The sequence below is a fragment of the Mycobacterium lentiflavum genome (genome assembly GCF_022374895.2).
Classification (GTDB): domain Bacteria; phylum Actinomycetota; class Actinomycetes; order Mycobacteriales; family Mycobacteriaceae; genus Mycobacterium; species Mycobacterium lentiflavum.
In genome coordinates this window covers 5,637,531-5,656,850 of the sequence record NZ_CP092423.2, presented here as the reverse complement: position 1 = coordinate 5,656,850, position 19,320 = coordinate 5,637,531, and the positions used below count along the sequence as shown (strand labels likewise).

Sequence of the window (19,320 nt, the reverse complement as noted above, 5' to 3'; positions counted from 1 at the left end):
CGTTCGGTCGGCGTCCATTCCACCCCAGAAGCGACGATGCGCCGACATGGCTGCGCAGGATTGCGCCTTCGCTTCGCACCTCGATCGCGGTCTAATTGGGTGATGGAATTGATGAACCCCACCGACGGGGTCTTTCTGCTGGGCGAATCCCGGGAACACCCCATGCACGTCGGTGGTCTGCAGCTGTACGAACCCCCGGGCGGCGCCGGCCCGGAGTTTGTGCGGGAGTTCTACGACAGCCTGGTGGTTCAGCGTGACTTCCAGCCCACCTTTCTCAAGCGTCCGGCGACCTTCTTGGGGGGCATCGCCAACCTCGGCTGGTCCTACGACAAGGACCTCGATATCGACTATCACGTCCGGCGCTCTGCGCTGCCCTCGCCGGGGCGGGTTCGCGATCTGCTCGAGCTGACCTCGCTGCTGCACAGCGCCCTGCTCGATCGCCACCGTCCGCTGTGGGAGGCGTACGTGATCGAGGGACTCAAGGACGGCCGGTTCGCGATCTACACCAAGATGCACCACTCGCTGATCGACGGCGTCTCGGCGCTGAAGCTGATGCAACGCGCACTGTCCGCCGACCCCGAGGACACCGAGATTCGGGCGCCCTGGAGCCTACCTAAACCCAAGCGCAAGTCCACGCCGACGTCGCGAATGAGTTCGTTGATGCATGCGGCGGGATCGCTTGCGGCACTTGGCCCGTCGACGGTGTCACTGGTCCGTGCCGCACTGTTCGAACAGCAACTCACGCTTCCGTTCGGCGCCCCGCGCACGATGCTCAACGTCAACATCGGCGGCGCCCGCCGGTGCGCCGCGCAGTCATGGTCGGTGGACCGCATCAAGAACGTCAAGAACGCGGCGGGGGTGACGCTCAATGACGTCGTCCTGGCGATGTGTTCGGGTGCGTTGCGTTACTACTTGCTCGAGCAGGACGCACTGCCGGAAACACCGCTCTTGGCGATGGTCCCGGTGAGTCTGCGCCGAGAGGACGAGGCCGACGCCGGCGGAAACCTGGTCGGGGCCATCCTGTGCAACCTGGCCACCGACATCGAGGATCCCGCCAAGCGGCTGGAGACCATCAGCGAGTCGATGTACAAGAACAAGACGGTGTTCTCTCAGCTGCCGCGGACACAGGCGTTGGCGCTTTCCGCGGTGAACATGAGTGCGCTGGCGATGTCGGCGGTTCCCGGATGGGTGAATTCGACGTCACCGCCCTTCAACATCATCATCTCCAATGTGCCGGGACCCCGTGAGCAGCTTTACTACGGCGGCGCCCGCCTGGACGGCAGCTATCCGCTGTCTGCGATTCTCGACGGCCAGGCGTTGAACATCACCCTGGTCAGCAATGCCGACAAGCTCGATTTCGGGCTGGTCGGGTGCCGGCGTAGCGTCCCGCACCTGCAGCGGCTGCTCGCGCATCTGGAAGAGTCGCTGAAAGACCTGGAACGCGCCGCCGGAGTCTGAGCCCGTTGCCGAAACTCAGTGCGGGAGTGCTGTTGTACCGGACCCGCGACGATGTGGCGGAAGTCCTGATCGCGCACCCGGGTGGTCCGTTTTGGGCCCGCAAAGATGATGCGGCGTGGTCGATTCCGAAAGGCGAGTACTACGACGGCGGGGATCCCTGGGCCGCGGCGCAGCGTGAGTTTTCCGAGGAGCTCGGACTATCGGTGCCGGCCGGAGGGCGCCTCGACCTCGGTGCGCTGAAGCAACCCAGCGGCAAGGTGGTGACCGCCTTCGCCGTCCGGGCCGACCTCGACATCGCCGACACGCGCAGCAACACCTTCGAAATGGAGTGGCCCAAGGGCTCGGGCAACATGCGCGAGTTCCCCGAAGTCGATCGGGTCGGGTGGTTCCCGGTGGCACAGGCACGCGTCAAATTGCTTAAGGGACAACGGCCTTTTCTCGACTTGTTGATGGCACACCCGGAGCTGACCGGCCTCACCGAGGGTTGTTAGCGCGCCGCCGGCGCCGGCGCACGGCGAAGAAGACGACCGGCACCGCGATCGCGACCACACCGAACACGAACACCACAAATACGATCAGCTCGATCGGGATGACCGTGTTGCGGTCGACGTAAATCACCTGCCGGTAGGCGTCATCGTTGACCGAGTTGGCGAACGTGAAATCCGACGAGATCTGTTCGGGCTTAGGGATATTCACCTGAAGCTTGGTGAGATAGCCGCCGTGGTCGGCAGCCAATTCGCGCAGCAGCGGGTTACGTACCTCGGCCGCGACATTGCCCGCGAATTGGACTTGCACCGTCTGGCCGCCCGCCGGTGCGGCATCGGCGTCGGTGCGCTGCTGTCGATGATCGGACAGCGTGAAGACCGTGACTTGTTGGGGTCCTGCGGCCGCGACCGACAGTCGCATGGGATAGACCAATTTCGTCGACGGGAAGGTCATCCGCACCGGGTTGAGTCCACCAACGATGGGCTCCGAACTGGTCAGCCGGATCGCGACGAACGACCAGCCGTCACGTACATACGGACCCAGGGCGTCCGACACCGCCGGGCGGACGGCATAACCGTTGTCGTCCAACCACTTTTGCAATCCGCTCAGGTCACCGCCGGCCAGCGTGGTGGCCTCCAGCGGCCCGAGATGGACCTGGTTGACGACCGTCGGTCCGCGGGGGGCCGCGGCCTCGAGTGGCGCGGGCGCGCTGGCCCCCACCCCGCCCAGGACCCAGTGCCGGCGCTGCTGCACGCGGGGGGCGGTGAGGGTATCCAACTCGGCAAAGGTCGCCTTGTCGCCCTCGGTGACGGTCGCCGGGGTCGGCGTGGGCACCACCAGCGCGACGTTGTTCGTGTCGGCATTCAGGGCCAGCTGCATCACGATGGTTTCGCTGGATCCGTTCCAATGTAACAGCGCGACTTCGTGGTCCATGGCGGCTTGGCCGCCGACGGGAGGGACGATTGCGCCGCACGCGCACGCGTAGCCAGGAGCCGCCATGGCCACATTGACCAGGGTAGCCAGCAGAATCGCGACCAGACCCAACCCGCAAGTGCGGGGCATCCTCATGGCGCACATGCTAGTTGCTGACGCGCGCACCGTCACCCACTTCTCAGGGCTACGTAAGGTGCGAGATGCACAATATGTCCATGACGACTGTGTCGATTCAGCCGCCCGCCGAACCCGACGACGCGGCCGAATCGCAAACGTTGCTATTGCGGTTCCTCGACCCGGCCAACCGGGCGGACCCATATCGGCTGTGCGCACAGTTTCGCGACCGGGGACCGATCCTGCTGCCCGAGGCGCACCTCGCCGTCTTCTCGGCCTACCGGGACTGCGACGACGCGCTGCGGCACCCGGCGTCGAGCAGCGACCGGATGAAGTCCGCGCGCGCTCAGGAGCAGGTCGAAGCTCAGATCCGGGAACTCACGGCAGCGGGTGCGCCGCCGCCCGCGCAGCCCCCGCCTGGATTTCTGTTCCTCGATCCCCCCGACCACACGCGGTTGCGCAGGCTGGTCAGCAAGGCGTTCGCGCCGAAGGTGGTCAGTGCGCTGCGGCCCGATATCAGCGTCCTGGTGCGCGGATTGCTCGACGCGATCGCCGAGAAGGGCAGCTTCGACGTCATCGAAGATTTCGCGTACCCGCTGCCGGTGGCGGTCATCTGCCGGCTACTCGGTGTGCCGCTGGAAGACGAGCCCCAATTCAGCCACGCCTCGGGACTGCTGGCGCAATCGCTGGATCCGTTCGTCACGTTCACCGGTTCGGCTTCGGACGGTTTGCAGGAGCGCCTCGACGCCGGAACGTGGTTGCGGGAGTACCTGCACCGCCTGATCGACCGGCGTCGCTCGCGGCCCGGCGAGGATTTGATGTCGGGTCTGATCGCGGTAAAGGAGTCCGGTGATCAGTTGACCGAGGAGGAAATCGTCTCGACCTGCCTGCTGCTGCTGGTCGCCGGTCACGAAACCACGGTCAACCTGATCGGGAACGCGGTGTTGGCCATGCTACGAGAGCCGGCGCAATGGGCGGCGCTGCGCGCCGACGCGAACCGCGTCTCGGCGGTCATCGAGGAGACCCTGCGGTACGACCCGCCCGTTCAGATGGTTGGCCGAATTGCCCTCGAAGACATGAAGATCGGGCAAATCGAGGTGCCCGCGGGTGACGTGATGATGTTGTTGCTGGCCGCGGCGCACCGGGATCCGGCCGAATTCGACCGGCCCGATACGTTCGATCCCGATCGGGGAGCACTGCGGCACTTGGGTTTCGGGCGCGGGTTGCATTACTGCCTGGGCGCGCCGCTGGCGCGGATGGAAGCCGGCATTGCCCTGTCGGAGGCGGCAGCTCGTTTCCCGGACGCGCGGCTGGTCAGCGAGCCGCGGTACAAAGCGAACGTCACGCTGCGGGGGTTATCCGAGCTGACGGTCGCGGTGTGAGCTCGCCGGGCGCTTAGCTGCTCGGCAGCCCCATTCTGGGGGCGTACTGCGGGCAGAAGTTCATGACCGAAGCGGTGATGAACAGCGCGGACTGATTGCGGTCGAGCCCCGAGTGCTGATTGAGGTATTGGTAGGCCGCCTCTTGGTAGTCGAGCATGGCGCAGACTTCCTGGGCGTCCTCGATCAGCGCGCCATCCGGTGCGTTGGTTCCGATCCCGGCCGCGCGCACCTGGCGGAGGAAGTCGGCCGTAGTTGCATGTGCGATCGGCGGTGCGCTCACGATAAGCGCGATAGCCGCCAGGATTCCTATGGCCATGGGCTTCTTCACGCCCGCAGCAACGTTCATTCGTTTCCTTCCTTCCGAGTTTGCACACTAAGGATCCGCTTCCGCCGCCAGTCCCGCAACGGAACTTTCGACGAACGCGCACGGAACGCCGCCGGATTCGCCGGAACCAGTCAGCCGCTGCTCTTTCAGCCGAGGCCGGGGACGATGTCGCCGAGGCTGAAAGTGATCGGCTGCTCGAGTTGTTCGTAGGTGCACGAGCGGGGGTCGCGATCGGTACGCCACCGGCCGAACTGAGCGGTGTGTCGAAACCGCCGACCTTCCATGTGGTCGTAGCGGACCTCGACCACTCGCTCGGGCCGCAGCGGGACGAAGGACAAATCCTTGCCGGCGTTCCACCGCGACGTTTCGTTCTTTCGGGGGGTGCGCTCGCCGGCCTCGTGCGCGGCCCAGCTCCACGGATGGTCGTCGAAAGTGGTTACCAGCGGCTGTAATTCGGCAAAGAGGCGCCGCCGCTCGGCCATCGGAAACGCGCCGATGACGCCGACCGACGCCAGCGCTCCATCATCATAGAGCCCGAGCAGCAGCGACCCGATCGCGTCCCCGCCGGACTTGTGCACCCGATACCCGGCGACCACACAGTCGGCAGTCCGCTCGTGCTTGATCTTGAACATGACGCGCTTGTCCGGCTGGTAGGTGACGGTCAGTGGTTTGGCGATGACGCCGTCGAGACCGGCTCCCTCGAACTCGTCGAACCAGAGCCGCGCCGTCTCGAGATCGGTGGTCGCCGGCGTGACATGGAACGCCGCGGCCGACCCGGCCGCGGAAACAGGCACTGCGTCGACCAGGGCGGCGCGCCGTTCACTGAACGGGCGCGCGGTGAAATCGTCGTCGCCAAGGGCCAGCAGATCGAATGCGATGAATGCCGCCGGGGTCTGCTCGGCGAGCATCCGCACTCGCGAATCGGCCGGGTGAATGCGCTGTTGCAACGCCTCGAAGTCCAGGCCGTGGTCGGTGGCGATGACGATCTCACCGTCGATCACGCAGCGCGGCGGCAGTTCGGCCCGGGCCGCGGCGATCAGTTCGGGGAAGTAGCGGGTCATCGGGCGCTCGTTGCGGCTGCCCAATTCGACCTGTTCGCCGTCCCGGAAGCAGATGGACCGGAAGCCGTCCCATTTTGGCTCATAGGAGGCTTCCGGCGGTATCGCTTTGACCGGCTTGGCCAGCATCGGCGAAACCGGCGGCATGACGGGCAAGTCCATTGGTCCATTCTGACGGGGGGCGTGCTGAAATCGAGAGATGGCTGCGGCATCCGAAGAGCTCGACGTCGACGGCGTCGCGGTGCGTCTCTCCAACCCGGACAAGGTGTACTTCCCGAAGCTCGGGTCGAACGGCACCAAGCGGCGGCTCGTCGAGTACTACCGTGCCGTGGCAGGCGGCCCGATGCTGGACGCCCTGCGCAACCGGCCCACGCATCTGCAGCGCTTTCCGGACGGCATCGACGGCGAGGAGATCTATCAGAAGCGGATACCGCAGCATCATCCCGACTATTTGGAGACCTGCCGGATCACTTTTCCGTCAGGGCGGACCGCCGACGCGCTGATGGTGACGCATCCCGCCGCGATCGTGTGGGCGGCGCAGATGGGCACGATTACGCTACATCCCTGGCAGGTGCGCTGCCCCGATGCCGAGCACCCCGACGAGCTGCGCATCGATCTTGATCCCCAGCCTGGTGTCGGGTTCGAGCAGGCGCGTTCGGTGGCGGTGGAAGTGCTGCGTCCATTGCTCGATGAGCTTGGGCTCGTCGGGTATCCCAAGACCTCCGGTGGCCGCGGGATCCACGTGTTTCTCCGGATCGCCACCGATTGGGATTTCATCGCGGTGCGCCGGGCGGGTATTGCGTTGGCGCGTGAGGTCGAACGCCGCGCGCCGGACGCGGTGACCACGTCGTGGTGGAAGGAGGAACGCGGCGAGCGCATTTTCATCGACTTCAACCAAAACGCCCGGGACCGCACGATGGCCTCGCCCTATTCGGTGCGGCCGACGCCGATCGCGACCGTGTCGATGCCGTTGAGCTGGGGCGAGTTAGCCGGCGCGGAGCCAGACGATTACACGATGGCGACGGTGCCGGGACTGTTGCAGGGCCGTGACGACCCGTGGGCCGGCATGGATGGGGCCGCCCAATCGCTGACCCCGTTACTGGAAATGGTCGAGGCGGACGAGGAGCGCGGCCTGGGCGATATGCCCTATCCGCCGAATTACCCCAAAATGCCGGGCGAACCGAAACGAGTGCAGCCGAGTCGGGATACGGACCTGACCAGGAAAAACAAGCCGAATTGAATGACATTGTTCGCCGGGTTGCACATCCAGATCGATTTCTGCATTCATCAGCCCCGTGCGGGGCATATTCTGGCATTCTGACAGCTAAATCATCGCGTTTCGCCGCGGAGGGGAATTACTGCGAGCGAGCCGACAACGGCCGGGGGCCTGAAGGACGGAGTGGCCATGCCTGGCCTGAGGAGCAAGCTCATTATCGCGGCGATTCTCGCGGCCGCCGCCACCGCGACCGCCGGATGCACAACGCCGCTCACGATCGACTGCAGTCCCTACACCTGCACTGCCTAGTTCCTGACCGGCTAGTTCCTGACCGGCGAGGCCCCGGCCGGCAGGATCAACAACGTCAACGGGAACTTCAGCGCTGCGCTGCCGCTCGAGATCGTGCAGTAGACGATCTCCATTTCCAGCGGCGTCCGACCGATCGGCCGGGTCTGCATGTCCAGGTGGGGCTCCAGGTGACGAGGGGTGGCCAGCCAGTTGAGGCCCCGCTGGATCGACTCTCTCATGCGTTCGACTGTACGCCCGGGGTGAAAGTTATTGTCGCACGCGGATTTTCGAACGGATGGGGCTCGACTGGGAGCACATTGCGTGGACTGTTGCATATTCGCGCCGCCTGGTCCGATCAAATTCAACAAAGGAAATGCCGGCGTCGGCGCAAACGGCAGCACTGAATTCGCAAGAATTCGATATGCGTTCGCCGGCCGGTTTAGGAAACGTGACGCTGCGAATTCGCTCCCGGCTTGCGTGGGTTGAACCGAATGCGATGTGATCCCGGGCGAGTCGACTACGACTGTGCCGGCTGCGGCACAAATCCCGGCTGGCCGGCCACTGCGCGCGGTGCGCCGTCGCGCGACCGCAATATCCAGGCGGCGACGAGCGCGATCAGGGCACCCGCCACGCCGGCGGTCGGTGCCGGCCCGGCCGGTCCACACAGCACCATGTACCCGAACGCGGAGCCGACGACGAGCAACGCGGAGTGCACGACGGTCCAGCGGACGATGGAGCGCAGTCGGAAGGACACAGTGATACCCAGCAAGAGCGCAACAACGTGACCAACCGCGGTGAAGTCTGCGCTCAACGCCGCGGCGACGGCGTTGCCCATCCACCATCCGATCCACATCGGCCGCCAGCGCGACGGTATCGACGCCGTGAGCGCGCCCAGGACGCACACGGCACCGTAGCTCATCCCCACATCAGTGGCGCGCGCCAAGGACATCGGCAGCCAGCCTGCGGTCAGCGCCGTGGTGAGCCAGACGGCTACGACCAACGTGGCGCCGATATGACCGAGTGCGAATGCGATGATCAAACCCTTACTGCGCCAGATCAGTTCGCCCAAAGCCAGCAGGCACACCAGGCCCGGCAGCCATAGCAGTACATGGCCGCCGTCGCTGACGAACGCGCTGCCGACCAACGTGACGATTTGGCCGTGCGCCAGATTGTGCAAATTGGTGCTCATCTCCCGCACCGCGACGTCGTGCACATGCGGACCGAGCGCCCTGAACAGCAAAGACACCCCAAGCAGCATGGCGGCGTACCCGATGGTGACCGGCAACCACGCCGCTACCGACAGCACCCGCGAGCTCCACGCGGTCCGGCGGTTCTCAATGCGAAGCACGGCGGTCGCACCTTCGTGGTTGCGGCTCACGACCGGCGGCCAATGGTCATCGTTTGGGTCAACAGCCATGTCCGACATGCCTATTCCCCCCTCGCAGCGTTGACCACCATTGTGACGGAACCGAGGCGGTGCGGCCGGTGAGACCAGTCACAGTCGCGGGCCGGCAGGTCAGCGGTGGTTTCGCGGTGCCCGAGACCGCGCCGTAGCGGCGTGGACCAGTCGACGCCGGGAAGCGCCGCACGGCAGCCGCGGCTCCGGGCCCGATGGCGCGATCGACGTGCGGGCCTCAATCCGTGCCAGAGCGACGGATGCGGCTCGGACGGCGTCATGCTTCCAAATTTGAGGTCTGCCGGGCTGGCGTGCCACGTTCTTAACGGATTTTTCACACCCGGGTGCTCAAACTTCACGGTTCAGGCGAGGATGCGGCGGCCGACCGGCTTACGTGGGGGTCCATCGTCGTGCGGACCGGAGCTCACCGCGCCGCGGTCCGGCAGCCGGTGGTGCGCTGTTCGAGGGCGCGACCGCGATCGCGACTCGCTCCCGACACGCTCGAGACACCGCACCCGTTGTGCATGCCCGTGCGGCTGCGCCCCGCTGATCGACGCTTCGCAGAACCCTTGACGACCTCCTCCGGGGGCTGTTAGACATGGCCTGCGTCAATTTTTGGGCGATCGCTCAAAAGGGACTCGGTGGAGGTTGCGATGAGTCGGATGGACGGCAAGGTCGCGTTCGTTAAGGGTGCGGCGCGCCGCTGCCTGACGTAAGGGAAAACATCGATGACTGTCACCAACGACACCGAGGCCTACTACGATCCCTACGACGTCGGCATCAACACCGACCCGTACCCGACGTACGCGCGACTGCGCGAAGAGGCCCCGCTTTATTACAACGAACAATACGACTTCTGGGCGCTATCAAGGCATTCCGACGTTGAGCATGGACTGGCCAACTGGCAGACGTTCTCCAGCCGTCGCAGCGACATCCTCGAACTGGTGCAGTCGAAGTTCGACATGCCCCGCGGCGTGATGATGTTCCAGGACCCGCCCGAGCATACGATGCTGCGCGGGCTGATGTCGCGGGTGTTCACGCCGCGCCGGATGGCCGAAATCGAAGACCAGATCCGGCGCTACTGCGTGCGCTGCCTGGAACCGCTCGTCGGGTCGTCGGGATTCGACATCATTGCCGAGCTTGCGTCAATGATGCCCATGCGAGTGATCGGGATGTTGTTGGGAATTCCTGAGTCCGAACAGGTTTCGGTTCGCGACGCCAACGACGCCAATTTGCGCACCAAGCCGGGTGCGCCGCTCAGGGTCGCTGACGCCGATTCCATCGCCGATGGCCGCATCTACGCCGACTATGTCGAATGGCGATCGAAGAACCCGTCCGACGACCTAATGACCACGCTGCTCAACGTCGAGTTCGACGACGAAGACGGAGTGCATCGAAAGCTGACCCGCAAGGAGGTCCTGCACTACACCCAGGTGGTGGCCGGTGCGGGCAACGAGACCACGGGACGGCTGATTGGCTGGCTGGCCAAGGTGCTCGCCGAAAACCCGGACCAGCGCCGGGAAATCCACCGGGACCGCTCACTGCTGAACCGCACCGTCGACGAGACATTACGCTTCGAACCCACGGGGCCGCACGTAGCACGTTGGATGGCAAAGGATTTCGAGTGCTACGGGAAGACGGTTCCGGCGGGCAGCGCGATGTTGCTGCTGTTCGGCGCCGCCAACCGTGACCCCCGCCGCTACACCGATCCGGACAGCTTCAACATTCATCGCGACAACATCGCGCACATCACCTTCGGAAAAGGTGTGCACTACTGCCTGGGCGCGAACCTGGCGCGACTGGAGGGTCGTGTTGCGCTCGACGAGATCCTCAACCGCTGGCCGGAATGGGATATCGATTACGACACCGCACAACTCGCCTCGACCTCGACGGTGCGCGGCTGGGAGCGACTACGGGTCGTGCTGCCGTAGCCTCGGCGCGGCAGCCTGCGCCTACCCGGCCAGCACAGTCGAGGGCGTGACTCAGCCCTGCGTGTCGCGATCCCGGCGGGTCTTGGGTTCCGGCATCTCGAATCGGTCCAGCAGTCGGTTCACCAGCGCGATGGCCGCGGCGTGGCCCCCGGAGGAACCCAGCCCCTCTTCCAGGATCAGGGTGCGGCCGATTGAGGCGATGAAGACCGCGATGGCCGCCGGCGGGAACTCCTCGGTGTCGATGTCATGTTGGCGGATGATGAAGTTCAGCGCGGTGATTTGTTGCTCGCGCCACCGGTCCGACCATGCCGCGATCTCAGCGCGAATCTCCTTGCGGTGGTTGGCAAGTCCCATGAATTCCAGCAGCAGCCGGGTGTCCTTGGGTGCGATCAGTGTTTCCCAGAAGGCGTGCAGCGGACGGTCGGATGACAGCGCCGCCTGCTGCCGTTCTAGGTAAACGGCGGCACCGCTGCGGAAGACGGCCAGATACAGTTCGTCCATCGTGGGGAAGTAGTAGTGCACCAAGGCCGGTTTGACGCCGGCCTTGGCGGCCACCCGACGCGACGTCGCCGCGGCATAACCCTCCTCGACCATGATCTGACTCGTCGCGGCGACCAACATGTCGCGCGTCGTGGAGTCGCGCGCCTTCGGTCGCTCGGATGCAGTCACAGTCTGGTGATATCACACAGCGGGTTCGGCGACCATGTCGAAAAATGCGGCACCGCAGTCCGGGATGCGGTTCTGTTTGAAGGCGTTGACCGTGTAGGACACCAGAATCAACGAATACAACAAGTGCAGCCGCCCCGCACCGCGAAGCGAAACAGAGGCCGGTCCATAGGCTTGACCGTAATCGACGGCGGGTGATAGGCATGTGAAGCCGACTGTTTGAGCGATCGCTCAGGAAGGGTGGATGACGGCTTGAGCGCGAAGACAGCGGTTGTGACGGGCGGTGCCTCGGGGATTGGCCGGGCCTGCGCCGAAAGGTTGCGCAAAGACGGATTTCAGGTGGCCGTCATCGACCTGTCTCCCACCGACGACGGGTTCGGCCAGGTCGCCGACGTCACCGATCGGGCGCAGGTCGACGCCGCGATGTCGGCGATCCGCGACGCGCTCGGCCCGATCCAGGTGCTGATCAACGCCGCCGGCATGGAAGGCTTCAAAAAGTTCTTGAGCATGTCGTTCGAGGAATGGTCGAAGGTGATCGACGTCAACCTCAACGGCGTGTTCAACACCATCCAGTCCGTGCTGCCCGACATGGTCGAGGCGGGCTGGGGGCGCATCATCAACATCTCGTCGTCCAGCACGCATTCCGGTCAACCTTTCATGGCCCACTACGTGGCGGCGAAGTCCGCGGTCAACGGGCTGACCAAGTCGCTGGCCCTCGAGTACGGGCCGAGCGGGATCACCGTCAATGCCGTGCCGCCGGGATTCGTGGACACCCCGATGCTGCGCAGTGCCGAGAGCCGGCATCTACTCGGCGGAACGGTGGAGGACCACATCGCCCGCACCCCGGTTCGACGAGTGGGCAGGCCCGAAGATATCGCCGCCGCGTGCGCGTTCTTCGCTTCCGAGGAAGCGGGCTACATCACCGGACAGATTCTCGGCGTGAACGGCGGCCGTAATACCTGACGGCCAGATCCCAAGAGATCCAAGGAGTTTGATGTACGACAGGGACCAACTCTTCATCGACGGGAAGTGGGCGGCCCCTGCTTCGGGCCAGGATCCCATCTCGGTGGTCTCCCCGCACAGTGAGGCCGTCATCGGCCACGCGGTTTGCGCCGGACCCGCGGACGTCGACCGCGCGGTCGAGGCCGCCCGGGCCGCCTTCGACACCGGCCCGTGGCCACGTCTGCCGCCGGCGGAGCGCATCGAGGCCATCACCCGGCTGGCCGGCGTCTACAACGAGCGGCGAGCCGATATGGCCGCACTGATCTCGGCCGAGATCGGCGCCCCGATCAGCTTCGCCAAAAGGGCACAGGTCCGGCTACCGCTGACCATGATGTCGGCGTTCTGCACCTTCGCCGCCGACTACCCATGGTGCCAGGATCGGCCGGGGCTCTACGGCAAGAACATCCGGATCCGCAAGGTTCCGGTCGGCGTCGTCGCCGCGGTGGTGCCGTGGAACATGCCGCAATTCCTCACCGTCACCAAGGTGATACCGGCGCTGCTGGCCGGTTGTTCGGTGGTGCTCAAGCCCGCGCCCGAGTCGGCGCTTGATGCGCAGCTGCTCGCCGATCTGGTTGCGGCAGCAGATCTTCCGCCCGGTGTGTTCAACGTGCTGCCCGGGGGGCGTGACGTCGGCGAGCTGCTGGTGCGGCATCCGGGCGTCGACAAGGTCTCGTTCACCGGCTCCACGGTGGCCGGCCGGCAGGTGGCCCTTGCCTGCGCCGAAGGGCTGAAGCAGGTGAGCCTGGAACTGGGTGGCAAGTCGGCGGCCATTGTGCTCGACGACGCGGACCCCGCGACCGCGGCGACCGGCATTCAGATGGCCAGCCTGGCCAACAGCGGCCAGGTCTGCAACGCACTGAGCCGGATCCTGGTGCCCGAGAAGCGCAAGGACGAATTCGTCGACGCGCTGGCCGCCGGGATGGCGTCGATGACCGTCGGCGACCCGGCCGATCCCAACACCCAGATCGGTCCGCTGGTGGCCCAGCGCCAGCAGGAGCGCGTCCGCGGTTACATCGAAGCGGGCAAAAGCGAAGGGGCGCGGCTGGTTACCGGCGGCGCTGACATGCCCGACGGCCTGGACACCGGTTGGTATGTACGCCCGACGCTGTTCAGCGACGCGAGCAACGACATGCGGATTGCGCGTGAGGAGATCTTCGGCCCGGTCCTGACGGTCATCTCCTACCGCGGCGAGGATGAGGCGATTCGCATCGCCAACGACTCCGAATACGGGCTGGCCGGATCGGTGTTCACCACCGACGTCGAACGCGGGTACGGGGTCGCGGCCCGGATTCGATCCGGTACCTTCGGCGTCAACGAGGGTTACATCATGGACCCGGCCGCGCCGTTCGGTGGCGTCAAGAACAGCGGATACGGCCGCGAGCTCGGCACCGAGGGAATCGACAGTTACACTGTGAGCCAATCGATTTCGACGGCCGGCTAATCGACGAGCGTCGAGTGTGACGCTAGCCGCACGCTCGACGCCCAATGTGAAGCTGGCTGCACGCTCGGTCGAGGACTTTGCAGCGTCATGACGATGGCCATGATTAAGGAATTGGTGATCGGGGAATGGTGTGCAAGACAATTCATAAACTTAAGGAACACCCGTGGCTGTGAGCTTTCAGGACGTCATCAAGTCCAAATACCTGCTGTTGACGACATTCACCAAGGACGGTCGTCCGAAGCCCACGGCGATCTGGGGTGTGCCCGAAGGCGACAAGCTTCTCGTCATCACCGACGACGGCTCCTGGAAAACCAAGCGGATCAACAACACGCCACGGGTGACCATCGCCAAGAGCGGGGCCCTGGGCAAACCCAAGAGCGAAGAGGTCGAGGGGGTCGCCCGGGTGCTGCCCAAGTCCGAGACTCAGCGGGTCTACAACGCCGTGCTGAAGCGGTACTGGTATCACGCCCCGTGGTTCTACGTGCACTCGATCGTGCGCGGCGGCATCGACAAGGTCCACGTCGGCCTCGAGATCAAACCCGCCGGTTAGCAACGCTTCCCGGCGTGCAACCCCGCGGTTAGGGTTGACGGCTAGCCGCTGTCGGCGCTGCGCAGCGCATCGATGGTGTCGGCCACCGTTTCGCGCGGATCCCGGTAGGTGATGCCGAGCTCTTTTTCGCTGGGCGAGTCATCCGATGCCGGCATTTGCGTGTAGTACTGCATCCCCGCCGCGGTGAACGGCGTGTTGAACGGCAGATATGGCGTCGCGACATCGAGAACCGCTCCCGCGGCGCGGATTATGGTGTCGGGAACCGGCACGGCGACCATCGGGGTGTCGGCCACCTCGCCGAACATCCTCGCCAGCTCGCCGACGGAGACGCGGTGACCGCCCGCCATATAGCGCCGCGGCCCGCGCCCGGGTTCCAGCAGCGCCACGTGCAGCGCGGCCACGTCGCGGGCATCGACGATTAACCAAGCCGCGCCTCGCCCGGGCACGACGTGCAGGTCCAGCAGCGACTTCACGCCTTGGCCGGCTTCCCCGTATTGATCACCGACCGGCGGCCCGAGGACCATCCCGGGATAGGTGATGTTCACCGGCGCGCCGGCGTCCTGCAGGCCGCGGGCGTAGATCTCGACCTGAGCCTTGGACGTTCCGTAGCCGTCGGCCCCGCCGACCACCGGCAGGTCCGCCGACAGCGTCTCCAGGTTGGGATGAAACAGCGCGGTAAAGCTGGAGACGTGCACGATCGGGTCCAGGCCGAGCTCGACCGCCTGCCCGAGCACGTTCTGCGCGCCCTGCATGTTGGTGGTCAGCATCTCGTTGGTCTGCCGGGGATCGGTGGCCACCAGTGCGGCGCTGTGCACGACGGCGTCGCACCCCTGCAACGCTTCGCGCACCGAGACGCGATCGGTGATGTCCCCGACGGCAAAGTCCGACACATCGACGCCGAGTTTCGCGACCGAGGTGTGTAGCCGATCAGGGTTGCGCACCAGGAACCGAACCGAGTGCCCCGCGTTGGCGATGGCCTTGGCGGTCCACCCACCCACAAATCCAGTACCGCCCGTTATCAGAATTCGCACGCAGCGATTCTGCAAGCCTGGCTGGCCGCGCGGCAACCGGCGGGGGATTAACTACAGGTGGCTGGCCACGAAGCTCGCGGCTTGGCCCGCCATCCCGTTCACCACATACGACGCGTGTGCCGCGCCGTCGCTGCCACCGCCGCAGATGGGATCGCCGGGGGCGCACAGTTTCAGCGTCTTGGGCTGGTACAGCGGGCCGATTGCGATGTCCGGCGCGCCGTAGTGTTCGAGAAACTCATTCGACGGCGTGCCGAAGAGCGTGACGGCGGCGACGTGGTTGGCGATGTCGGACGGCATCGGCGCCGGGACCGAAGCCGCGGGTACGCCCTTCGGCACGGCCGACGAGGTGACAAAGCCGGCCACGGCCGCACCTTGCGAGAAGCCGCCGAGCACTTCCTTGGTCTTCGGGCAGCTGGCCGCCATCGATTCGATGTGCGAGCTGGCGTCACGAATGCCGTCGATGAACGTTGCCGGGAAGTCGGGGCTGCCGAAGTCGCTGCTGGCGGGGTAATTCACCGGGTACACCGCCATGCTGCGGCCACCGAGCTGCCCGCGCAGCGCGTCGACGAAGCCGGAGCCGATGCCGCCGACACCGGGCGGCTCGCTCGTGCCGCGCGCAAAGACCAATTCGACGTCAGGACAGTCGGCGTTGGCCGTCGGGGCGTGGCCGCTGACCAGTACGCCCGTCGCCATCAGCGCGGCCGCCGCGCCGGCCCCCGCGAGCCTGCGAATCCGGCCATTGATCAAGTTCAAGAAATTCATGCGTATCCCACCGTGTTTGTCCTGACTTTGCATTATCTGCATTCGACGCAGGTAGCGGTAAGGATTGCCCAAAGCGCCATTTCTCAATCGCTACCTGGGAGCCAGCCGCAATACCGGGATGTGGCGGCCGACTGCCGCGGTCGTCGCTGTAGCCCGGGTAGGAGCGCTCGGCGGACCCTAGAGCCGGGCGTACTCGGCGGACTCAGCGGCGCAATTGTCCGAGCACAGGTCGACTGACATAAAAAACGGCCAGCAGGTTTACCGATGTCTTGAGTAAACCTGCTGGCCGAGACTGCTAGCTACTTCTTGAAGGCGTCCTTCACCTTCTCGCCGGCGTCCTTCAGGCTGGACTTGGCCTGGTCCGCACGGCCTTCGTTCTTGGTGTCGCTGTCGCCGGTCAGCTTGCCGACGGCTTCCTTGGCCTGGCCGCCGAGATCTTCGATTTTGTTCTTGATCTTGTCTTCGGTGCTCATGCGTTTCGCTTCCTATTGACTCGATGCTGTACTTCGTCCGGCTACCCCGAAGGGAAATTCCGAAACCCGGACCGGAGTCCGTCCCGGCCCCGGCGGGAGCGATTACCCGGTCTAGCGGGCAAACGACGCGATCACTCGGCCGGCATGGGATGGATCACAATGGTGCTATGAACACCGCAACGGTGGTGGCGATAGTCGTAGTGCTGATGCTGCTGGGCCTGGGCATCGTGATCAATCAGCTGCTGCGGCTGCGGAAGTTCCTGGGGGATTCGCCCCCCGAGCATTTGCCCGGTGCCGACGGCGGCGAGCCGCCGGAGCACGATCCGTCCAAGTGACTTTCCGGTCTCTGCTCGACTGATAGCTTCGATCTGGTATCGCACCTCAATGGGGAGGGGCCGCCGCGGCGGTTGCTGCCCAATGCGCACAAGGCTCGGGGGCACCATGACTCTGCTCGTAACTGACGACGGTCTGCCCCGCGGCATGTCCGGGGCCGCCGATCCGCATTTCGCGAACGTCGTCAAGAAATTCGCTGACCAGTTCCCAGGGCGGCGCCTCGGCGGGGGAGCCCTGAGCGTCTACATCGACGGCGTCCCTGTCGTCGACGTCTGGATGGGTTGGTCGGACCGGGCCGGAACCCAGCCCTGGACCGCCGACACCGGCGCGATGGTTTTCTCGGCGACCAAGGGCGTCGCCTCGACGGTGATCCATCGGCTGGCCGACCGGGGCTTGTTGTCCTACGACGATCCGGTCGCCGAGTACTGGCCCGAGTTTTCGGCCAACGGAAAAGGTGACATCACCGTGCGCGACGTCTTGCGCCATCGCGCCGGGCTTTCGCATCTGCGCGGTGTGACCAAAACGGATTTGATGGATCACCTGGTGATGGAGCAGCGGCTCGCCGCCGCGCCGGTCGACCACTTGCGGGGCGTGCAGGCCTATCACGCGTTGACCTATGGGTGGCTGCTGTCCGGGCTGGCGCGGGCGATCACGGGCAAAGGCATGCGAGAGCTGATCCGCCAGGAAGTTGCGCGTCCGCTGAACACCGACGGCCTGCATCTGGGCCGGCCGCCGCAGGGTTCGCCGACGCAGCCGGCGCAGATCCTGATGCCACAGAAACGAATTGTGCGGACGCCGGTGTTCAACTTCATCGCCCCACGGGTGGCCAACATGCGCTACTCGGGAGCGCTGGGCGCGATGTACTTCCCCGGCATCATGTCGCTGATGCAGGGGGACACCCCGTTCCTGGACGGCGAGATCCCCGCGGCAAACGGCGTGGTGACCGGCCGCGCGCTGGCCAAGATGTACGCCGTGCTGGCCAACGACGGCCGCATCGACGGCAAGAAGTACCTGTCCAAGGAGTTGTCCCGCGGGCTCGCCGGGCAAGCGCGAATCAAATGGCCGGACGCGAACATGGTGGTGCCCATGCCTTTTCACCTCGGCTACCACGAGTCGCCGGTGCCGGGCCTGTTGCACGGGTTCGGGCATGTGGGTCTGGGCGGCACGCTCGGCTGGGCCGACCCCGAGGTGGGCGGCTCGTTCGGATACGTGCACAACCGGCTGCTGACGTCGCGGGTGTTCGACATGGGTTCGTTCGCGGGGCTGGCCGGGCCGCTGCGCTCCGCGATGGAAGCCGCCCGGCACCAGGGCCCGGTCGAAGTACCCCAGTTCGGCGCGACCTACGCCAAACCTGCCCGGCGACGGGCGGCCGCGCCGGCCAGGGCGGCGTCGGGCGAGGGTTAGATCTTCGCGAAACCGCGCGGCAGCGTCAGCGGAAGATCGGCGTAAGTGGCGATGCCGGGTGCCGCGGCGACCACGGCTGGAATCGCGTTGATCGCGGGCACCGCGGTCATGATGTGGCCGAGGTCCATGAATTCCTCCAGCGTGGTCGCCTCGAAGTACGGCGGCGGCAGGAAGCCGACCTTGGTCGTCACCGTCGGCTGACCGTCGATCTGGATCACCCAGCCGTCCTGCTCGATCTTCCAGTCGGGTTCCAGCGTCTGCCCCTTGCGCCACCGGACGTTCAGGTCGATCAGGGTCTTGCCGTTCACGATGCCCTGCCAGCTGATGTAGGTGCCCGCGACGTGTCCGGCCGGGATGGTCCACGACGCCATCTCGAGGTCGGCGGTGGTTTGGGCGAACTCGGCCACGCACTTGATCTCGTCGAGCTCGACACCGAGCGCGTCGGCAACCAGCCGGACGGCCTCGCCGAAGATGGCGGTGCCCTTGGCGGCCATCGCCGGCAGGTCCGGGTGGTCGATCGGCTGCCCGAAGCCCACCGGCTTCTCGGTCTCCGGGGAGTCGTAGAAGGTCGTGTCGGCGGCTTCGTTGACGGTGACCTTGTCGACACGGTTGCACACCATCGCCGAGACAATGGCCAGCAGCTCGGCGAAGCCCGGGCTCACGCCGGACCCGAAGATCGTCGAGCCACCCTTCTCGGCGGCCGCGAGGATCCGGTCGCGGCCATCGCCCAGGTTGTGGCCGGTGATGAAGGACGCCGTGGTCACCACGTTGACGCCGGCGGACAGGATTGCGACCAGCTCGTCGACGTTGATCCACATGGGGTTGTAGACCACGCAGTCCGGTTTGCACGCGAGCAGCGCGTCGATGTCATTGGTCGCCGCGACCCCGAGCGCAGGGATGCCGACCAATTCGCCGGCGTCCTTGCCCACCTTGTCCGGAGACCAGGCGAAGCACCCGACCAGCTCCAGGATCGGGTTGTCCGCGATCGACTTGAGCGAGCTTTTGCCCACGTTTCCGGTGTTCCACTGAACGACTCGATAGTTGTTTGGCACTCGCTCAGCATAGGGAATT

General features: G+C 65.5%; 20 protein-coding genes. 10 read left to right on the top strand and 10 right to left on the bottom strand.

Going from position 1 to position 19,320, the window contains the following annotated elements:
- Positions 1–102: 102 nt before the first annotated feature.
- A complete protein-coding gene (locus MJO58_RS26305; RefSeq protein ID WP_090607737.1) occupies positions 103–1,458 on the top strand; it encodes a WS/DGAT/MGAT family O-acyltransferase in 1,356 nt (451 codons plus the stop codon).
- A gap of 5 nt (positions 1,459–1,463) precedes the next feature.
- Entirely contained in the window at positions 1,464–1,949 is a 486-nt protein-coding gene (locus tag MJO58_RS26300; RefSeq protein ID WP_239721455.1) for an NUDIX hydrolase, read from the top strand.
- On the opposite strand, the gene MJO58_RS26295 is transcribed toward MJO58_RS26300, so the two are convergent.
- Positions 1,933–3,012 carry a DUF2330 domain-containing protein gene (locus tag MJO58_RS26295; protein ID WP_239721454.1) on the bottom strand — a complete coding sequence of 360 codons (1,080 nt, stop codon included), beginning with the start codon at positions 3,010–3,012 and terminating at the stop codon, positions 1,933–1,935. The two genes, MJO58_RS26300 and MJO58_RS26295, sit on opposite strands and share 17 nt — an antisense overlap.
- A gap of 80 nt (positions 3,013–3,092) precedes the next feature.
- Here MJO58_RS26295 and MJO58_RS26290 point away from each other — a divergent pair, with 80 nt between their 5' ends.
- Positions 3,093–4,373: a cytochrome P450 gene (locus MJO58_RS26290; RefSeq protein ID WP_090609667.1), complete on the top strand. Its 1,281-nt coding sequence runs from the start codon at positions 3,093–3,095 to the stop codon at positions 4,371–4,373.
- Between the two features lie 13 nt (positions 4,374–4,386).
- Here MJO58_RS26290 and MJO58_RS26285 read toward each other — a convergent pair whose 3' ends face one another.
- Together MJO58_RS26285 and MJO58_RS26280 are read right to left on the bottom strand one after the other, a co-directional pair.
- A complete protein-coding gene (locus tag MJO58_RS26285; RefSeq protein WP_090607730.1) occupies positions 4,387–4,719 on the bottom strand; it encodes a DUF732 domain-containing protein in 333 nt (110 codons plus the stop codon).
- Between the two features lie 125 nt (positions 4,720–4,844).
- Positions 4,845–5,918, bottom strand: a complete 1,074-nt coding sequence (locus tag MJO58_RS26280; protein ID WP_239721453.1) for an ATP-dependent DNA ligase — start codon at positions 5,916–5,918, stop codon at positions 4,845–4,847.
- A gap of 37 nt (positions 5,919–5,955) precedes the next feature.
- On the opposite strand from MJO58_RS26280, the gene ligD reads away from it, so the two are divergent.
- A complete protein-coding gene (gene ligD / locus MJO58_RS26275; protein ID WP_239721452.1) occupies positions 5,956–6,996 on the top strand; it encodes a non-homologous end-joining DNA ligase in 1,041 nt (346 codons plus the stop codon).
- Between the two features lie 296 nt (positions 6,997–7,292).
- Here the strand turns inward: ligD and MJO58_RS26270 are convergent, their stop codons facing one another.
- Both MJO58_RS26270 and MJO58_RS26265 read right to left on the bottom strand, forming a co-directional pair.
- Positions 7,293–7,499, bottom strand: a complete 207-nt coding sequence (locus MJO58_RS26270) for a hypothetical protein (protein ID WP_090607724.1) — start codon at positions 7,497–7,499, stop codon at positions 7,293–7,295.
- Positions 7,500–7,777: 278 nt separating this feature from the next.
- Positions 7,778–8,608, bottom strand: a complete 831-nt coding sequence (locus tag MJO58_RS26265) for a rhomboid-like protein (RefSeq protein WP_239721451.1) — start codon at positions 8,606–8,608, stop codon at positions 7,778–7,780.
- A 776-nt stretch (positions 8,609–9,384) separates the two neighbouring features.
- Between MJO58_RS26265 and MJO58_RS26260 the strand changes: the two genes are divergently transcribed.
- Positions 9,385–10,587 (top strand): cytochrome P450, encoded by a 1,203-nt coding sequence (locus MJO58_RS26260; protein ID WP_239721450.1) that lies wholly within the window; start codon positions 9,385–9,387, stop codon positions 10,585–10,587.
- 51 nt (positions 10,588–10,638) lie between these two features.
- On the opposite strand, the gene MJO58_RS26255 is transcribed toward MJO58_RS26260, so the two are convergent.
- Positions 10,639–11,208, bottom strand: a complete 570-nt coding sequence (locus MJO58_RS26255; RefSeq protein ID WP_090607720.1) for a TetR/AcrR family transcriptional regulator — start codon at positions 11,206–11,208, stop codon at positions 10,639–10,641.
- 297 nt (positions 11,209–11,505) lie between these two features.
- Here MJO58_RS26255 and MJO58_RS26250 point away from each other — a divergent pair, with 297 nt between their 5' ends.
- The 3 genes from MJO58_RS26250 to MJO58_RS26240 all read left to right on the top strand — a co-directional run bounded on the left by MJO58_RS26250 (position 11,506) and on the right by MJO58_RS26240 (position 14,246).
- Entirely contained in the window at positions 11,506–12,216 is a 711-nt protein-coding gene (locus MJO58_RS26250; protein WP_090609666.1) for an SDR family NAD(P)-dependent oxidoreductase, read from the top strand.
- Between the two features lie 31 nt (positions 12,217–12,247).
- Positions 12,248–13,696 (top strand): aldehyde dehydrogenase, encoded by a 1,449-nt coding sequence (locus MJO58_RS26245; RefSeq protein ID WP_239721449.1) that lies wholly within the window; start codon positions 12,248–12,250, stop codon positions 13,694–13,696.
- A 163-nt stretch (positions 13,697–13,859) separates the two neighbouring features.
- Positions 13,860–14,246 carry a PPOX class F420-dependent oxidoreductase gene (locus MJO58_RS26240; protein WP_090607716.1) on the top strand — a complete coding sequence of 129 codons (387 nt, stop codon included), beginning with the start codon at positions 13,860–13,862 and terminating at the stop codon, positions 14,244–14,246.
- Positions 14,247–14,287: 41 nt separating this feature from the next.
- On the opposite strand, the gene MJO58_RS26235 is transcribed toward MJO58_RS26240, so the two are convergent.
- The 3 genes from MJO58_RS26235 to MJO58_RS26225 all read right to left on the bottom strand — a co-directional run bounded on the left by MJO58_RS26235 (position 14,288) and on the right by MJO58_RS26225 (position 16,512).
- The gene (locus tag MJO58_RS26235; protein WP_239721448.1) at positions 14,288–15,277 is read right to left on the bottom strand and encodes an SDR family NAD(P)-dependent oxidoreductase; all 990 of its coding nucleotides are present in this window, start codon (positions 15,275–15,277) and stop codon (positions 14,288–14,290) included.
- A 51-nt stretch (positions 15,278–15,328) separates the two neighbouring features.
- Positions 15,329–16,039, bottom strand: a complete 711-nt coding sequence (locus MJO58_RS26230; protein WP_434086276.1) for a cutinase family protein — start codon at positions 16,037–16,039, stop codon at positions 15,329–15,331.
- A 299-nt stretch (positions 16,040–16,338) separates the two neighbouring features.
- A complete protein-coding gene (locus tag MJO58_RS26225; RefSeq protein WP_090607710.1) occupies positions 16,339–16,512 on the bottom strand; it encodes a CsbD family protein in 174 nt (57 codons plus the stop codon).
- A gap of 167 nt (positions 16,513–16,679) precedes the next feature.
- Here MJO58_RS26225 and MJO58_RS26220 point away from each other — a divergent pair, with 167 nt between their 5' ends.
- Together MJO58_RS26220 and lipL are read left to right on the top strand one after the other, a co-directional pair.
- Complete coding sequence (locus MJO58_RS26220) at positions 16,680–16,847, top strand: hypothetical protein (protein ID WP_420845393.1); 168 nt, start codon at positions 16,680–16,682, stop codon at positions 16,845–16,847.
- A 106-nt stretch (positions 16,848–16,953) separates the two neighbouring features.
- Positions 16,954–18,249, top strand: coding sequence for an esterase/beta-lactamase LipL (gene lipL / locus MJO58_RS26215; protein WP_239721447.1), 1,296 nt, complete (start codon positions 16,954–16,956; stop codon positions 18,247–18,249).
- On the opposite strand, the gene MJO58_RS26210 is transcribed toward lipL, so the two are convergent.
- Complete coding sequence (locus MJO58_RS26210) at positions 18,246–19,301, bottom strand: NAD(P)H-dependent amine dehydrogenase family protein (protein ID WP_239721446.1); 1,056 nt, start codon at positions 19,299–19,301, stop codon at positions 18,246–18,248. The genes lipL and MJO58_RS26210 overlap by 4 nt on opposite strands.
- Between the last annotated feature and the right edge of the window lie 19 nt (positions 19,302–19,320).

What these genes read in the sequence shown, in the direction of transcription:
- MJO58_RS26280 (WP_239721453.1), bottom strand. Translation starts at nt 5,918, where the DNA reads ATGGACTTGCCCGTCATGCCGCCGGTTTCGCCGATGCTGGCCAAGCCG.
- ligD (WP_239721452.1), top strand. Translation starts at nt 5,956, where the DNA reads ATGGCTGCGGCATCCGAAGAGCTCGACGTCGACGGCGTCGCGGTGCGT.
- MJO58_RS26225 (WP_090607710.1), bottom strand. Translation starts at nt 16,512, where the DNA reads ATGAGCACCGAAGACAAGATCAAGAACAAAATCGAAGATCTCGGCGGC.
- MJO58_RS26220 (WP_420845393.1), top strand. Translation starts at nt 16,680, where the DNA reads ATGAACACCGCAACGGTGGTGGCGATAGTCGTAGTGCTGATGCTGCTG.
- MJO58_RS26270 (WP_090607724.1), bottom strand. Translation starts at nt 7,499, where the DNA reads ATGAGAGAGTCGATCCAGCGGGGCCTCAACTGGCTGGCCACCCCTCGT.
- MJO58_RS26285 (WP_090607730.1), bottom strand. Translation starts at nt 4,719, where the DNA reads ATGAACGTTGCTGCGGGCGTGAAGAAGCCCATGGCCATAGGAATCCTG.
- MJO58_RS26295 (WP_239721454.1), bottom strand. Translation starts at nt 3,012, where the DNA reads ATGAGGATGCCCCGCACTTGCGGGTTGGGTCTGGTCGCGATTCTGCTG.
- MJO58_RS26260 (WP_239721450.1), top strand. Translation starts at nt 9,385, where the DNA reads ATGACTGTCACCAACGACACCGAGGCCTACTACGATCCCTACGACGTC.
- MJO58_RS26230 (WP_434086276.1), bottom strand. Translation starts at nt 16,039, where the DNA reads ATGAATTTCTTGAACTTGATCAATGGCCGGATTCGCAGGCTCGCGGGG.
- lipL (WP_239721447.1), top strand. Translation starts at nt 16,954, where the DNA reads ATGACTCTGCTCGTAACTGACGACGGTCTGCCCCGCGGCATGTCCGGG.
- MJO58_RS26290 (WP_090609667.1), top strand. Translation starts at nt 3,093, where the DNA reads ATGACGACTGTGTCGATTCAGCCGCCCGCCGAACCCGACGACGCGGCC.
- MJO58_RS26245 (WP_239721449.1), top strand. Translation starts at nt 12,248, where the DNA reads ATGTACGACAGGGACCAACTCTTCATCGACGGGAAGTGGGCGGCCCCT.
- MJO58_RS26305 (WP_090607737.1), top strand. Translation starts at nt 103, where the DNA reads ATGGAATTGATGAACCCCACCGACGGGGTCTTTCTGCTGGGCGAATCC.
- MJO58_RS26255 (WP_090607720.1), bottom strand. Translation starts at nt 11,208, where the DNA reads ATGTTGGTCGCCGCGACGAGTCAGATCATGGTCGAGGAGGGTTATGCC.